This window comes from Streptomyces sp. NPDC111802, assembly GCF_055634335.1.
On the sequence record NZ_JBVKCZ010000034.1, the window covers coordinates 20,363 to 35,720 of the forward strand.

Sequence of the window (15,358 nt, forward strand, 5' to 3'; positions counted from 1 at the left end):
GCCGTGGGCGTGCGAACCGTCCGGCCACATCCGAGTCACGCGTCCCTCCAAGGGTCCCGAAGCACCCGCAGTGGCCGAGACCCGCGTCAGGCGCCCGCGCCGAGTTCGCGAACCGCCTCCGCGAACGCGTCACCGCGCTGGTTGTAGTTGGCGAACATGTCCATCGAGGCACAAGCCGGTGCCAAGAGCACCGTGTCTCCGGCAACAGCGAGTCGCCGGGCCTCCTGGACTGCCGCGAGCATCGCCCCAGTGTCGGTCCGGTCGAGGTCGACGACGGGTACTTCCGGCGCGTGTCGCGCCAGGGCTTCACGGATCAGGCCACGATCGGCGCCGATCAGGACGACCGCGCGCAGCCGCTCGGCCGACTTGGCGACCAGCTCCTCGAAGACGGCACCCTTGGCGAGCCCGCCCGCGATCCACACGATGGACTCGTACGCCGCCAACGACGCTTCCGCCGCGTGCGTGTTGGTGGCCTTGGAGTCGTCGACGTACGCGACCCCGTCCACGTCCGCCACATGCGCGATGCGATGGGCGTCCGGCGTGAAGGCGCGCAGCCCGTCCCGTACGGCGACGGGGGGCACCCCGAAGGCGCGGGCGAGGGCCGCCGCCGCAAGGGCGTTGGCGATGTTGTGCGGGGCCGGCGGGTTGACGTCGGAGACCTCGGCGAGCTCCTGGGCGTTCTTCTGCCGGTTCTCGACGAAGGCGCGGTCGACGAGGATGCCTTCGACAACACCGAGTTGGGACGGGCCCGGGGTGCCCAGCGTGAAGCCGATGGCCCGGCAGCCCTCCTCGACGTCCGCCTCGCGCACCAGGTCCTCGGTGGCCTTGTCGGCGACGTTGTAGACACAGGCGACGCGATTGCCCTCGTAGATACGGCCCTTGTCGCGCGCGTACGCCTCCATGGAGCCGTGCCAGTCGAGGTGGTCGGGCGCGAGGTTCAGCACGGCGGCCGAGTGGGCGCGCAAGCTGGGCGCCCAGTGCAGCTGGTAGCTGGACAACTCGACGGCGAGGACGTCGTACTGCTCCTCGCCGAGCACCGCGTCGAGCAGCGAGACGCCGATGTTGCCGACGGCGGCGGTGCGCAGGCCCGCCGCCTTGAGGATCTCGGCGAGCATCTGGACGGTCGTGGTCTTGCCGTTGGTGCCGGTGACGGCGAGCCAGGGCGCGGCGTCGGGGCCGCGCAGCCGCCAGGCGAGCTCGACGTCGCCCCAGATCTCGACGCCCGCTTCCCGAGCCGCCGCGAACAGTGGCTTGTCCGGCTTCCAGCCGGGCGCGGTGACGATCAGTTCGGTGCCTTCGGACAGGGTCGCCCCGTCGCCGAGGCGGACGGTGATGCCGAGCGCCTCCAGTTCGGCGGCCTGGGCACGCGCGCGTGCGTCGTCGCCGTCGTTGACGACGGTGACGTTCGCGCCGAGGCCGTGCAGCACCTTGGCCGCCGGGATCCCGGAGACGCCGAGTCCGGCGACGGTGACGTTCTTCCCCTGCCAGTCGGTCACTTGTCCGCTGCCCATCCCGCGTAGAAGAGGCCCAGTCCGACGATCACACAGATGCCCTGAATGATCCAGAAGCGGACCACGACGAGCACTTCCGACCAGCCCTTGAGTTCGAAGTGGTGCTGGAGTGGCGCCATGCGGAAGACGCGCTTGCCGGTGAGCCGGAAGGAGCCGACCTGGATGACCACCGACATGGTGATCAGCACGAACAGGCCGCCGAGGATGGCGAGCAGCAGCTCGGTGCGCGAGCAGATGGCGAGACCCGCGAGCGCGCCGCCGAGGGCCAGCGAACCGGTGTCACCCATGAAGATCTTGGCGGGCGAGGTGTTCCACCACAGGAAGCCGAGGCAGGCGCCCATCAGCGCCGAGGAGACGACGGCGAGGTCGAGTGGATCTCGTACCTCGTAACAGGCGCCCGGGTTGGTCAGCGTCTGCGCGTTGGCGCAGGACTCCTGGAACTGCCACACGCCGATGAAGGTGTAGGCGCCGAAGACCAGCACGGAGGCACCGGTGGCGAGGCCGTCCAGACCGTCGGTCAGGTTCACGCCGTTCGACATGGCGAGGATCATGAACAGTGCCCAGACGACGAACAGCACCGGGCCGATGGACCAGCCGAAGTCCTGCACGAAGGAGAGCTTGGTGGAGGCCGGGGTGTTGCCGCGGTTGTCCGCGAACTGCAGCGAGAGCACCGCGAAGGCGATACCGCCGAACAGCTGGCCGGCCATCTTGGCTTTGGCCCGCAGACCCAGCGAGCGGCGCTTGACGATCTTGATGTAGTCGTCCAGGAAGCCGACCAGACCCATGCCGGCCATCAGCCCGATCACCAGGACGCCGGAGAACGTCGGCGGCTTGCCGGTGATCAGCTTGGACAGGAAGTACGCGGCGATCGTCGCCAGGATGAAGGCGATACCGCCCATCGTCGGGGTACCGCGCTTGGCATGGTGCTCGCGCGGGCCGTCGTCACGGATGTACTGGCCGTAGCCCTTGCGGGCCAGCAGCTTGATCAGCAGCGGGGTGCCGACCAGGGTCAGGAAGAGGCCAATGACTCCTGAGAACAGGATCTGATTCATCATCGGGCGGCAACCTCACCCTCGGTACCGCCCGCGAGCAGCGCCTCGGCGACGCCCTCCAGACCGACCGAACGGGACGCCTTCACGAGCACGACGTCCCCCGGGCGCAACTCGCTGCGCAACAGGTCGACCGCCGCCTGTGCGTCGGACACGTGCACCGACTCCTCACCCCACGAACCCTCGTTATATGCGCCCAGTTGCAGCCAGGACGCTTCCCTGCCCCCGACCGCGACGAGCTTGCTGACGTTGAGCCGGACGGCGAGCCGTCCGACCGCGTCGTGCTCGGCGAGCGCCTCGTCCCCGAGCTCGGCCATCTTGCCGAGCACCGCCCACGTACGACGTCCCTTGCCCATGGCCGCCAGCGCCCTGAGGGCGGCCCGCATGGACTCGGGGTTCGCGTTGTAGGCGTCGTTGACGACGGTCACGCCGTCCGGGCGCTCGGTGACCTCCATACGCCAGCGGGAGAGGGAGCCCGCCTCGGAGAGCGCGGTGGCGATCTCACTTGCGGACATGCCCAGCTCATGGGCGACGGCGGCCGCGGCGAGCGCGTTCGACACGTGGTGCTCACCGTACAGGCGCATGGTCACATCGCTGCACCCGGAGGGTGTGTGAAGCATGAAGGAAGGCTGTCCGCTGTCCGTGAGTCGCACGTTCTCGGCGCGTACGTCCGCTTCGCCGGACTCTCCGAAAAGGATCACCTTCGCCTTCGTACGGGACGCCATGGCCCGTACGAGGGGATCGTCGGCGTTGAGGATCGCCGCGCCGTCCTCCGGCAGGCTCTCCACCAACTCGCCCTTGGCCTGCGCGATCTGCTCACGGCCGCCGAACTCGCCGATGTGGGCGGTGCCGACGTTGAGCACGAGGCCGATCTTCGGGGGCGTCAGATCGGCGAGGTAGCGGATGTGGCCGATACCCCGGGCGCCCATCTCCAGGACGAGGAACCTCGTCTCGTCGGTGGCGCTGAGGGCGGTGAGCGGCAGCCCGATCTCGTTGTTGAGCGAGCCCGGCGTCCACACGGTCGGCGCCTTGCGCTGGAGCACCTGGGCGATCAGGTCCTTGGTGCTGGTCTTGCCCGCCGAGCCGGTCAGGGCCACGAGGGTCGCGCCGAGCCGCTGGACGACATGCCGGGCGAGGGCACCGAGGGCCTTCTGGACGTCCGCCACGACGATCGTGGGCACACCCACGGGGCGCGAACCCAGGACGGCGACCGCGCCGGCCGCCACGACGGCCTGAGCGAAGTCGTGGCCGTCCACGCGCTCACCGACGAAGGCGACGAAGAGGCTGCCGGGTCCCACCTCACGGGAGTCCCGGACGACGGATCCGGTGACCTGGACCGACGGATCCGGTATGTCGTGCGTCTGCCCGCCGACGACTTCTGCGATCTCGGCGAGAGAGAGGGCGATCACAAGTTCATCCCTGGGTCTTCTGGATAGCTTCGCGAAGTACCTGGCGGTCGTCGAAGGGACGGACCACTCCGGCGATGTCCTGGCCCTGCTCATGGCCCTTGCCCGCGACCAGCACGGTGTCGCCGGGTTCGGCGCGGGCGACTGCCGCGGCGATCGCGGCGGCCCGGTCCTCGAAGACCTGGACCTCGCCACGCTCGTGCACCGGCACGGACGCCGCGCCCTGGAGCATGGTTGCGAGGATCGCGAGGGGGTCCTCGGAGCGGGGGTTGTCGGAGGTCAGTACGGCGGTGTCGGCGAGCCGGGCCGCGGCGGCGCCCATCGGCTCCCGCTTGGTCTTGTCGCGGTCCCCACCGCAGCCGAGCACCACATGCACCCTGCCCTCGGTGACCTTGCGCAGGGCGCGCAGGACGGATTCGACGGCGTCGGTCTTGTGCGCGTAGTCCACGACCGCGAGATACGGCTGCCCGGCGTCCACGCGCTCCAGACGGCCCGGCACGCCGGGTACGGCCGCGATGCCGTCGGCGGCGGTCTGCGGATCGAGGCCGGCCACGGCCAGGGCGACGACGGCGGCGAGGGTGTTCGCCACGTTGAAGGGGCCCGGCAGCGGGGACCTGGCGCCGATCCGCTCGCCCTTGGGGCCGATCACGGTGAACGTCGAGTCCAGTTGGCCGACCTCGACGTCCTCGGCGCGCCAGTCGGCGTCGGGGTGGCCCTCGGCGGAGAAGGTGACGACCGGGACGGTGGCCTCCTCGGCGAGCCTGCGGCCGTACTCGTCGTCGAGGTTGACGACGCCCAGTCTGCTGCGTTTCGGCGTGAACAGCTGCGCCTTGGCCCGGAAGTAGTCCTCCATGTCGGAGTGGAACTCCATGTGTTCCGGGCTGAGGTTGGTGAACACGGCGATGTCGAAGACACAGCCGTCGACCCTGCCGAGGACCAGCGCGTGGCTGGAGACCTCCATGGCGACCGCGTCGACGCCGCGTTCGCGCATGACGGCGAACAGGGCCTGGAGGTCCGTCGCTTCGGGCGTGGTGCGCTCGGACTTGATGCGCTCGTCGCCGATGCGCATCTCGACCGTGCCGATCAGGCCGGTCGACCGGGACGTCTTCAGGCCGCCCTCGACGAGGTAGGCCGTGGTGGTCTTGCCGGAGGTGCCGGTGATGCCGATCTGGAGCAGATCGCGACCGGGTCGGCCGTAGATCGTGGCCGCCAGTTCGCCCATCCGCCCGCGCGGGTCGTCGACGACCAGGACCGGCAGGCCGGTCTCCGCGGCGCGCTCGGCGCCGGTCGGGTCGGTGAGCACGGCGACCGCGCCGAGGCCGGCGGCCTGCGTGACGAAGTCGGCGCCGTGCAGACGGGCACCCGGGAGGGCGGCGTACAGGTCGCCGGGGCGGACGGCGCGCGAGTCATGGGTGATGCCCGTGACCTCGGCGGAGCCGTCGGCGCCCGCGGGCGCGGGGGCACCCAGCTGGTCGGCGAGCTCCGCGAGGGGTGTGGCGGAGACCTGGGCCGGCCTGGGCGGTCCCGGATATGTCACGGGCTGCCCCTTCTGGGTGGTTTGGGACTGATCAGCGTGTGGCACGGCGGTGAGCGTACCGGGCGCACCCGCGTCAGAGCGAAGTGAGGGGCGGGGCTCGCCCTGGTTCCCGGAGTCGGGGGTGATCGTTGTCACGAGGTGGTTCCTGGCTGCTCGGTGCTGATCAGGGTGGTCAGGGTTTGTAGGCGACCGGGAGCTTGGCGGCCTTGGCCCCGGTCGGGGGGACCTGGAGGGTCTTCAGCGCGAACTCCATCACCTGCTTGTAGATCGGGCCGCAGATCTGGCCACCGAAGTAGTTGCCCTGCGTGGCGTTCTGGATGGCGCAGTAGACCGTGATCCGGGGTTTGTCGGCGGGCGCGAAGCCGGCGAACGACGACGTGTAGCCGCGGTACTTTCCGGTGGCCGGATCCACGCGGTTCGCCGTACCCGTCTTTCCCGCGACCCGGTAGCCGGGGATGCGCGCCTTGGTGCCGGTGCCCTCCCGGTCGTCCACGACCGACTCCAGCATCTGGGCGAGGGTTCTCGCCGTCCTGGCGCTGATCACCCGCGTCTTCTTGGGCTTCGCCGCTTCGGTGAACTGCCCGTCGGGCCCCTCGGTGCCGCGCACGAGCGTGGGTTCGACGCGTACGCCGCCGTTGGCGATCGTCGAGTAGATCGAGGCCGCCTGCATCGCGTTGAGGGACAAGCCCTGGCCGAAAGGAATCGTGTACTGCTGCGACGTCGACCACTTGTCCGGGGCGGCCAGGATGCCGCGGGTCTCGCCCGGGAAGCCGAGGCCGGTGTAGCTGCCGAGGCCGAACTTGCGCAGATAGTCGTAGAGGACCTTGTTGGACTGCCGCTGGGTCTTGCCGAGCTGGCCGGTGGCGAGGATGGTCCCGATGTTGCTGGACTTGGCGAGCACGCCGTTGAGCGTGAGGTACCAGGTGTCGTGGTCGATGTCGTCCTTGAAGAGCCGGTCGCCGCGGTGCAGCCGGTTGGGCACGATGACATGCGTGCCGGGGGTGGCCACGCCCTCCTCCAGTACTGCGGCCATCGACATGACCTTCGCGGTGGAGCCGGGCTCGTAGGCGTCCTGGAGGGCGGCGTTGCCCATGTTGGCGCTGCTGGCCTCGGAGAGGTCGTTCGGGTCGAAGCCGGGCGAGTTGGCCATGGCGAGGATCTCGCCGGTGCGGGTGTCCTGGACGATCACATAGCCGCGGTCCGCCCGGGACTCGGCCACCTGCTCGGTGATCGCGTTCTGCGCGGCCCACTGGATGTCGCGGTCGATGGTGAGTTCTACGTCGCTGCCGGGCACGGCGGGTGTCTCGGTGGAGCCCACGGTGGGGACCTGACGGCCGCCGGACTGGGCGTAGCGGATCTCGCCGTCCTTGCCGGACAGTTCCTTGTTCAGCTGCTGCTCGATCCCGCCGCCGCCCTTGCCGTCGGCGTTGACCCAGCCCAGTATCCCGGCGGCGAGCTCGCCGTTCGGGTACACGCGCTTGCTGCTGGCGACCGACAGGACGCCTCCGAGGACGTTGACCGTGTCCTTGTCCTTCTCGGCCTTGGTGGCCAGCGCGTTCTTCAGGTCCTTGATCTGCTTCCAGACCTGCGGGGTCTGGCGGCTGGCCAGCAGGGTGTAGCGCAGGTTCTTGTTGGCGGGCCGGAGCTTGTTGACGATCGTCTCCTGCTCCTGGCCGAGGATCGGCGCGAGGAGGGCGGCCGCCTGCTCGGGGCCGTCGTCGATCTTCAGCTGCTCACGGGAGAAGAGCGTGGGGTCGGCGGTGATGTCGTACGCGTCCACGCTGGCCGCCAGCTCCACCCCGTTGCGGTCGGTGATGCCGCCGCGCTCGGCGGCCAGGGTGTATCCGACGTAGCGGTTCTTCTCGGCCTTGGCTGCGTAGGTGCTCGCGTCGACGCCCTGCACCTGGAGCAGCCGTACGACGAAGGCGCTCAGGACGAGGGTCAGGGCCAGGCCGACCATCCGCAGCCGGGGGCGGGGGCTGCCGAGCCGGATGGTGCCGGGGGCCCCGGGGCGGGGTCGTGCCGGGCGGCGGGCCGGGCGGGCGCCGGGGCCCGGGCGCCGCTGGGCACCGCCGCCGGAGCGGGCGGGCTTGGCGGGTCCGGGCACGCGGCGGCGCGGCGGTTCCCTGTCGGACACTTCCGTCACCTGCCAGGGGTCGGGTACGTGGAGGACTGGGCGGACGGGTCGGACTGCTGGACGGGGGGCTCGTACTCGGGCGCGGACGGGGACGTGCCCTGGACGGCCGACGGCTGGGCCGCGTCCGTGGTGGTCGCGGAGGTCGGCGTGGTGGACGTCGGGCTGGGTGCCGTCAGTGTCTCGGGCTCGCCTGCGAGGGCTTCGGGGGCGAGGACGAGGGGGTTGCGCCCGAGGATCTGCCCGGTGGGCGCGGCGCTGGGGACGCCCTTGACCGTGCCGTCCGGGTCGAGGAAGGCGGGGTCGCCGCCGGGGACCATGCCCAGTTCGCGGGCGCGGCGCTGGAGGGCGTCGGGTGCGGAGTAGGCGTCGATGTCCCGCTGGAGGGACTGTTCCTCGTCGGTGAGGGACTTCGTCCCCCGCTTGATGTCGTCGAGCCGGAACGCGCCCTCGCTGAGGGCCGAGTTCAGCACGAGGAGCCCGATGAGGCCGCCTCCGAGCAGCAGGACGACGAGGAGGACGAAGGGGGCACGGGCGGCCTGTCCGGCGCCCGGAGGGAACAGCCGCGCGAGCCTGGCGGCCCGACCTCTCAGTTCGGGTTTCCTACTCACTCACCCTCCCCCGAGTCCGGTTCTCCAACTCACGGGTCCGGATCCCGGACCGGGACGCCCGCCCATGCCTCACGTCCCTCATTCGATGGACTCCCTGATGCGCTCGGCACCGCGCAGGCGCGCCGGTGCCGCGCGCCGGTTCTCGGCGACCTCTTCCTCCGTGGGAAGTTCGGCACCGCGCGTCAGCAGCTTGAGCCGGGGCTGGTACTGCTCGGGGACGACGGGCAGTCCGGGCGGTGCGGTGTTGGCGGCGCCGGCCGCGAACACCTGCTTGACCAGCCGGTCCTCCAGCGAGTGGTACGACAGCACGGCGATCCGCCCACCGACGTCGAGGGCCGCCACGGCGGCCGGGATCGCCCGCTCCAGCACGGAGAGCTCGCCGTTGACCTCGATGCGCAGCGCCTGGAAGGTGCGCTTGGCCGGATTGCCGCCGGTGCGCTTGGCGGCCTGCGGGAGCGCGTCGCGGATCAGCTCGACCAGCCGGGCGCTGTTGCTGAAGGGTTCCTTCTCGCGTTCCCGGACGATCGCCGAGACGATCCGCTTGGCCTGCTTCTCCTCGCCGTACGCGCGCAGGATGCGGACCAGCTCACCGGGCGGGTAGGTGTTGAGGACCTCGGCGGCACTCATGCCGGTGGTCTGGTCCATACGCATGTCGAGCGGGGCGTCCTGGGCGTACGCGAACCCGCGGTCGGCCTCGTCGAGTTGCATGGAGGAGACGCCCAGGTCGAACAGGACGCCCTGCACGCGCGCGAGGCCGAGCCTTGCCAGGACGTCCGGGAGCTCGTCGTAGACGGCGTGCACGAGGGTCGCGCGTTCTCCGTACGGGGCGAGCCGCTCGCCGGACAGGCGCAGGGCCTCCTTGTCGCGGTCGAGGGCGACGAGCCGGGCCTCGGGGAACTGATGGAGGAGCGCCTCGCTGTGGCCGCCGAGGCCGAGCGTGCAGTCGACGACGACCGCTCCCGGCCGCCGAAGGGCGGGGGCCAACAGGTCCAGGCACCGCTGGAGCATCACCGGGACATGTCGACTGTGACTCAAGGGGCCCTCTCTGATCCGGCGCCTGCGCACCGCCGGGTCCCCGCCCGCTCGTGAAGGGGAGGCCTGCCGGCGCCGGAAGCGTCAGCCGACCGGGAGCGGGAGGAGGCCGAGCCGTACGTACGCGCCGCGCACGCGGGGAGATCTCCGGAAAAATCGCCGGGGTCTCCGGGGAAAACAGTCCAGCAGGGAGTCTCGCCTCCCGCTTCGCGTCACTTTAGTCCACGGTGTCGCGCGGTCAATCAACCGGCCTGCGCGTCGCCGCTTCGGGTTCCGCCGGAGTCGTCCGGCGCCGAAAATGGCTCCTATGGGCGTAGTCACGCCACCCCTGTGGGTTAACTCACAACAAGCCTCGATGGCGTTCTTTGTCCCCTCTCACAACAGGACCGGTCTGGACGTGACCAGTAACGTCATGGGTATGACGACTTCTGCATCGGTTCCCGCAGGCCCCGACAGCGCGATAGTCGACCGCGGCACGGTCACCGACCGTCTCGTCGACGCCAACGAGCGCTATGCCGCCGCCTTCACCGACCCGGGCATGGACGCCCGTCCCGTCCTGCACGTAGCCGTCGTGGCCTGCATGGACGCGCGCCTCGACCTGCACGCCGCGCTCGGTCTGGAGCTCGGTGACTGCCACACCATCCGCAACGCCGGCGGGGTCGTCACGGACGACGTGATCCGCTCGCTGACGATCAGCCAGCACAAGCTCGGCACCCGCAGCGTCGTCCTGATCCACCACACCGGCTGCGGTCTGGAGAGCATCACCGAGGACTTCCGCAACGAGCTGGAGCTGGAGGTCGGCCAGCGTCCCGCGTGGGCGGTGGAGGCCTTCCGGGACGTCGACCAGGACGTACGGCAGTCGATGCAGCGCGTGCGCACCTCGCCGTTCCTGCTGCACACCGACGACGTGCGGGGCTTCGTCTTCGACGTGAAGACGGGCCTGCTGCGCGAGATCGACCCCGCGTAACGGCGCCACGAATCCCGCGTGACCTTCCGCCGTACCTGTCGTTTCGCTGTCAATGTGCGCTCGGGCGTGCCCAAAAGGCCGTAAGACGCGACATAACGCGGGCAGTTGTCCACAGGCGAGTGACACGAATCGGTAACGGCAGCAAGAATGCCAGTGTGGCAACACGCGGAACGTTTCACGCGTGCTGTCCGTGTTCCAGGGGTGGGCCGGTCCGCGTGACATGCGTCGGCCCGGAAAGAACGGGCCGAGGAGGGCCGGGTGACGACCTATGACGATCGAGCGAGCCTCACTGATCTGACCGCGACTGTGGAGCGGATCCGCAGTTCCGTGGAGGGTGTGATCGAGGGCAAGCCCGAGGTCGTACGGCTTTCGCTGACCGTACTGCTCGCAGAGGGACATCTTCTGATCGAGGATGTTCCGGGCGTGGGCAAGACCATGCTCGCGAAGGCTCTGGCGCGGTCCATCGACTGCTCGGTGCGACGCATCCAGTTCACGCCGGACCTGCTGCCGTCGGACATCACGGGTGTGTCCATCTGGGACCAGCAGCGCAAGGACTTCGAGTTCAAGCCCGGCGCGATCTTCGCGCAGATCGTGATCGGCGACGAGATCAACCGCGCCTCGCCGAAGACGCAGTCCGCGCTGCTGGAGTCCATGGAGGAGCGCCAGGTCACGATCGACGGGCAGACCTACGAGCTGCCGAGCCCCTTCATGGTGGTGGCCACGCAGAACCCGGTCGAGATGGAGGGCACCTACCCGCTGCCCGAGGCCCAGCGCGACCGCTTCATGGCCCGTGTCTCCGTCGGCTACCCCAGCGTGGAGGCCGAGCTGCAGATGCTGGACGTGCACGGCGGTGCCTCACCGCTGGAGGACATGCAGCCGGTGGCGCACGCGCACGACATCGTGAAGCTGATCGACGCGGTGCGCGGTGTGCACGTCGCCGAGCCGGTCCGCCGGTACGCGGTGGAGCTGGTCGCGGCCACGCGCACCCACCCCGACCTCAGACTCGGCGCCTCCCCGCGCGCGACGCTGCATCTGCTGCGCGCGGCGAAGGCGTCGGCCGCCCTCAGCGGCCGGGAGTACGCGCTCCCGGACGACGTGCAGGCCCTCGCCGTGGCCGTCCTGGCGCACCGCCTGCTGCCCACCGCGCAGGCCCAGCTGAACCGCCGCACGTCCGAGCAGGTCGTCCAGGAGATCCTCCAGCGCACCTCGCTGCCCGCCGCGCCGCAGCAGCAGAGCGGCTTCGGTGGCCTCGGCCGCGGCACCGCGGCATACGGCCAGCAGCCGCCGCGGAGGCTGTGATGACCTCCGGCAGTACGGGCCAGGCGGAGGCGGACCGGGGCGACCAGAGCGGGATCCGCACGGCACTGGCCGGGCTGACCACGCGCGGCCGCTCCTTCCTGGCCGCCGGCATCGCGGCCGCCATCTGCGCCTATGTCCTCGGCCAGAGCGACCTGCTGCGCGTGGGCCTGCTGCTCGCGGTGCTCCCACTGGTCTGCGCGACGGTCCTGTACCGCACCCGCTACCGGGTCGCGGGCAGCCGCCGGCTCTCCCCCGCGCGCGTGCCCGCCGGCAGCGAGGCCCGCGTGCATCTGCGGATGGACAACGTCTCCCGGCTGCCCACGGGCCTGCTGATGCTCCAGGACCGGGTGCCGTACGTCCTCGGCCCGCGCCCCCGCTTCGTGCTTGACCGGGTCGAGCCGGGCGGCCGCCGCGACGTGTCCTACCGGGTGCGCTCCGACCTGCGCGGCCGCTATCCGCTGGGACCGTTGCAGCTGCGCCTGAGCGACCCGTTCGGCATGTGCGAGCTGACCCGCTCCTTCTCGACGTACGACACCCTCACGGTCATCCCGCGCATGGAGCCGCTGCCGCCGGTGCGCTTCAGCGGCGAGGCGAAGGGGTACGGCGACGGCCGGCAGCGTTCGCTGGCGCTGGCCGGCGAGGACGACGTGATCCCGCGCGGCTATCGCTACGGCGACGACCTGCGCCGCGTCCACTGGCGCTCCACCGCCCGCTACGGCGAGCTGATGGTGCGCCGCGAGGAGCAGCCGCAGCGCTCCCGCTGCACGGTGCTGCTGGACACCCGGGGCACGGCCTTCCGGGGCGCCGGCCCGGACTCGGCCTTCGAGTGGGCCGTCTCGGGTACGGCGTCCGCGCTGGTCCACATGCTGGAGCGGGGCTTCTCCGTCCGGCTGCTGACCGACACCGGCAGCTCGGTGCCCGGCGAGGGCACCGACGGGTTCGCGGGCGCGAGCCAGGAGTCGGCGGACGCGGCCGGGCTGATGATGGACACCCTCGCGGTGATCGACCACTCCGACGGTACGGGCCTGTCGCGGGCGTACGACGTGCTGCGCGGCGGCAACGAGGGGCTGCTGGTCGCCTTCTTCGGCGACCTCGACGAGGAGCAGGCGACCGTGGCCGCCAAGATGCGTCAGCGCAGCGGCGGCGCGGTGGCGTTCGTGCTGGACAGCGGGGCCTGGGTGCGGGAACCGACCGATGTGCCGGGCGCGTTGGACAGAAACGAAGAGCGGCTTCGGCTGCTGCGGGAGGCGGGCTGGACGGCCCTGAGCGTGCCGCGGGGCGCTTCGCTGGACGAGCTGTGGCGCCGGGCCGACCGAGCGCGTACGGACGCCGCGGCGGCCGGGGGCGTGCGCGGCGAGGGGGGAGCGGCATGAGCGGGCGGACACGGATGGCGCTGTGCGCCGCGGCGGCCACCCTGATGGCCGCGTGCGCCCTGCTGCCACTGGTCTCCCCGATCACCTGGCTGATGCAGGCGATCTTCCTGCTGGCGATCCAGACCGGCGTGGGCATGGCGACCCGGCGGGTGCCGCTGGCCCGGCCGCTGACGGTGGCGGCGCAGGCCCTGGTCGCGCTGATGCTGCTGACCCTGACCTTCGCCAACCAGCAGGCGATCATCGGTGTGATCCCCGGTCCTGAGGCGTTCGCCCACTTCGGCGATCTGTTGCAGAGCGGCGCGGACGACGTCAGCCGGTACTCGATCCCGGCGCCGCTGTCGGACGGCATCCGGCTGATGCTCATCGGCGGCGTCCTGATCATCGGCCTGGCGGTGGACACCCTCGCGGTGACGTTCCGCAGCGCCGCGCCGGCGGGGCTGCCGCTGCTGGCGCTGTACTCGGTGGCCGCGGGGCTGTCGGACGGCGGCGCGGACTGGCTGTGGTTCCTGGTCGCCGCCATGGGCTATCTGATGCTGCTGCTGGCCGAGGGCCGCGACCGGCTCTCGCAGTGGGGCCGGGTCTTCGGCGGGGCGCCCAGGACGCCGGGCGTGGAGCCGAGCGCTGCGGTGGCCCCGGTCCGCACCGGGCGGCGCATCGGCGTGGTCGCGCTGGGCATCGCCCTGGCGGTGCCGCTCGCCCTGCCCTCGATGAACGGCGGCCTGCTGGACGCCGCGGGCACCGGGGTGGGCCCCGGCAGCGGGAACGGCGGCACCATATCCGCGGTGAATCCGCTGGTGTCGCTGCGCGACAGTCTGAACGTGGACGAGGACCGCGAGGTCCTGTCCCTGAAGACCAACACCTCGGACCTGTCGAACCTGTACCTGCGGATCGTGTCCCTGGACGACTTCGACGGCACCACCTGGCAGCCCTCCAAGCGCAATATCGAGGCCGTGCCGGACAAGTTCCCCACCCCCTTCGGCCTCGGCCCCGACGTCCGGCGCGCGGAGATCGAGACGACCGTCGCGGCCGCCGACTGGTACGCCCAGAACTGGCTGCCGATGCCGTACCCGCCGAGCGGCGTGGACGTCGACGGCAAGTGGCGGTACGAACCGCTGGGCATGACGGTCGTGGGCGACCGCCGCCAGACCACTCGCGGGGTGACGTACACCGTGCGCAGCCTCGAAGTGCAGCCGACGGCGGAGCAGCTCGCGGGTGCGCCTGAGCCGCCGGCCGCGCTGAAGCGTGAGTTCACCAAGCTGCCCGACTCGCTGCCCGCGGTGGTCGCCCGGACCGCGCGCGAGGTCACCGAGGGCTCGACCAGTCACTACGACCAGGCGGTCAAGCTTCAGGAGTACTTCGCCAGCACGGGCGGGTTCCAGTACGACACCAACGTGAAGGTCGGCAGCGGCCCCCGGGCCATCGCCAACTTCCTGCGGGACAAGCAGGGCTTCTGCGTCCACTTCTCCTTCGCGATGGCGGCGATGGCCCGCTCGCTGGACATCCCGGCCCGGGTCGCGGTGGGCTTCGCGCCCGGCACCCCGCAGGGCGACAACTCGGTCTCGGTCGGACTGCGGGACGCGCACGCCTGGCCCGAGCTGTACTTCGAGGGCGTGGGCTGGACCCGTTTCGAGCCGACGCCGACCCGTGGCTCGGTGCCGTCGTACACCCAGTCGGACACGCCCGGCTCCACGCTCCCGGACGTGGCGCGGCCCTCGCAGTCGACGAGCGCGGGACCGTCCGCGACTCCCTCGACGAGCGAGAGCTGCGCGGGGCAGAAGCCGGAGCTGTGCGCCAGCGAGTCCCCCGAGGCCGCGATCGCCGCCGGCGGCGACGGCCCGAAGTGGTACGTCCTCCTCGCGTGGGTGCTCGGCGGGGCCGCGGCGCTGCTGATCCCGTTGGCGCCGATGCTGTGGCGGCTGCGGGCAAGAGCCGTACGGCTGGGAGCGCATGGCCGCACGGAGTCGGAGGTATCGCTCCACACACTGGCGGTCTGGCAGGAACTGACGGACACCGCCTGGGACTTCGGCATCCCGCCGGACGACTCCCACACGCCTCGCAAGACGGCCGCCCGCATCGTCCGCCTGGGCCACCTCGACCCACCGGCCGCGGCGTCGGTCCACCGGGTCGCCGACGCGGTGGAACAGGTCCTCTACGCCCCGAGCCCCCGGCCGACGGCCGGCCTCGCGGAGGACGTGCGCCGCGTCCGGTCCGACCTCCGGTCCAAGTCCGGCTGGACGACGAACCTGCGCGCCAGGCTGGCCCCACGGTCCAGTGCTCGGGTGGTGTGGGCGGTGACCGACTCGTGGACCAACCTCAAACGGCGCGCCGCCGCGGCCAGACCGACCCTGCGCAGGCCCTCGGCACCCGGACAACACCAGGGGTGACGGTTCGCCGAAGCAGAGCCGAGGGCTGGTGCCTGGCGCCGGACGGTTCCGAAGC

Annotated in this window: 11 protein-coding genes; 4 read left to right on the top strand and 7 right to left on the bottom strand. The window is 71.2% G+C overall.

Annotated elements, in window-relative coordinates; all coding sequences use genetic code 11:
* Nucleotides 1-86: 86 nt before the first annotated feature.
* The 7 genes from murD to rsmH all read right to left on the bottom strand — a co-directional run bounded on the left by murD (nt 87) and on the right by rsmH (nt 9,283).
* A complete protein-coding gene (gene murD, locus ACZ7NC_RS31525) occupies nt 87-1,511 on the bottom strand; it encodes a UDP-N-acetylmuramoyl-L-alanine--D-glutamate ligase (RefSeq protein WP_471492951.1) in 1,425 nt (474 codons plus the stop codon).
* Entirely contained in the window at nt 1,493-2,566 is a 1,074-nt protein-coding gene (mraY, locus tag ACZ7NC_RS31530; RefSeq protein ID WP_471492953.1) for a phospho-N-acetylmuramoyl-pentapeptide-transferase, read from the bottom strand. The genes murD and mraY overlap by 19 nt, the downstream gene beginning before the upstream one ends.
* The gene (locus ACZ7NC_RS31535) at nt 2,563-3,969 is read right to left on the bottom strand and encodes a UDP-N-acetylmuramoyl-tripeptide--D-alanyl-D-alanine ligase (protein WP_471492955.1); all 1,407 of its coding nucleotides are present in this window, start codon (nt 3,967-3,969) and stop codon (nt 2,563-2,565) included. Before ACZ7NC_RS31535 ends, mraY begins: the two co-directional genes overlap by 4 nt.
* A 4-nt stretch (nt 3,970-3,973) precedes the next feature.
* Complete coding sequence (locus ACZ7NC_RS31540; protein ID WP_471492957.1) at nt 3,974-5,503, bottom strand: UDP-N-acetylmuramoyl-L-alanyl-D-glutamate--2,6-diaminopimelate ligase; 1,530 nt, start codon at nt 5,501-5,503, stop codon at nt 3,974-3,976.
* 172 nt (nt 5,504-5,675) lie between these two features.
* On the bottom strand, nt 5,676-7,640 hold the full coding sequence (locus tag ACZ7NC_RS31545) for a peptidoglycan D,D-transpeptidase FtsI family protein (protein ID WP_471492959.1): 1,965 nt from the start codon (nt 7,638-7,640) through the stop codon (nt 5,676-5,678).
* A 5-nt stretch (nt 7,641-7,645) separates the two neighbouring features.
* On the bottom strand, nt 7,646-8,248 hold the full coding sequence (ftsL, locus tag ACZ7NC_RS31550; protein WP_471492961.1) for a cell division protein FtsL: 603 nt from the start codon (nt 8,246-8,248) through the stop codon (nt 7,646-7,648).
* Nucleotides 8,249-8,326: 78 nt separating this feature from the next.
* Nucleotides 8,327-9,283 (bottom strand): 16S rRNA (cytosine(1402)-N(4))-methyltransferase RsmH, encoded by a 957-nt coding sequence (gene rsmH, locus ACZ7NC_RS31555; RefSeq protein WP_471492963.1) that lies wholly within the window; start codon nt 9,281-9,283, stop codon nt 8,327-8,329.
* A 415-nt stretch (nt 9,284-9,698) separates the two neighbouring features.
* Here rsmH and ACZ7NC_RS31560 point away from each other — a divergent pair, with 415 nt between their 5' ends.
* The 4 genes from ACZ7NC_RS31560 to ACZ7NC_RS31575 all read left to right on the top strand — a co-directional run bounded on the left by ACZ7NC_RS31560 (nt 9,699) and on the right by ACZ7NC_RS31575 (nt 15,303).
* Nucleotides 9,699-10,247 carry a beta-class carbonic anhydrase gene (locus ACZ7NC_RS31560; RefSeq protein ID WP_471492965.1) on the top strand — a complete coding sequence of 183 codons (549 nt, stop codon included), beginning with the start codon at nt 9,699-9,701 and terminating at the stop codon, nt 10,245-10,247.
* Nucleotides 10,248-10,505: 258 nt separating this feature from the next.
* Nucleotides 10,506-11,546 carry an AAA family ATPase gene (locus tag ACZ7NC_RS31565; protein ID WP_471492967.1) on the top strand — a complete coding sequence of 347 codons (1,041 nt, stop codon included), beginning with the start codon at nt 10,506-10,508 and terminating at the stop codon, nt 11,544-11,546.
* Nucleotides 11,546-12,919, top strand: coding sequence for a DUF58 domain-containing protein (locus ACZ7NC_RS31570; protein ID WP_471492969.1), 1,374 nt, complete (start codon nt 11,546-11,548; stop codon nt 12,917-12,919). The genes ACZ7NC_RS31565 and ACZ7NC_RS31570 overlap by 1 nt, the downstream gene beginning before the upstream one ends.
* Nucleotides 12,916-15,303, top strand: coding sequence for a transglutaminase TgpA family protein (locus ACZ7NC_RS31575; RefSeq protein ID WP_471492971.1), 2,388 nt, complete (start codon nt 12,916-12,918; stop codon nt 15,301-15,303). The genes ACZ7NC_RS31570 and ACZ7NC_RS31575 overlap by 4 nt, the downstream gene beginning before the upstream one ends.
* Nucleotides 15,304-15,358: the final 55 nt, after the last annotated feature.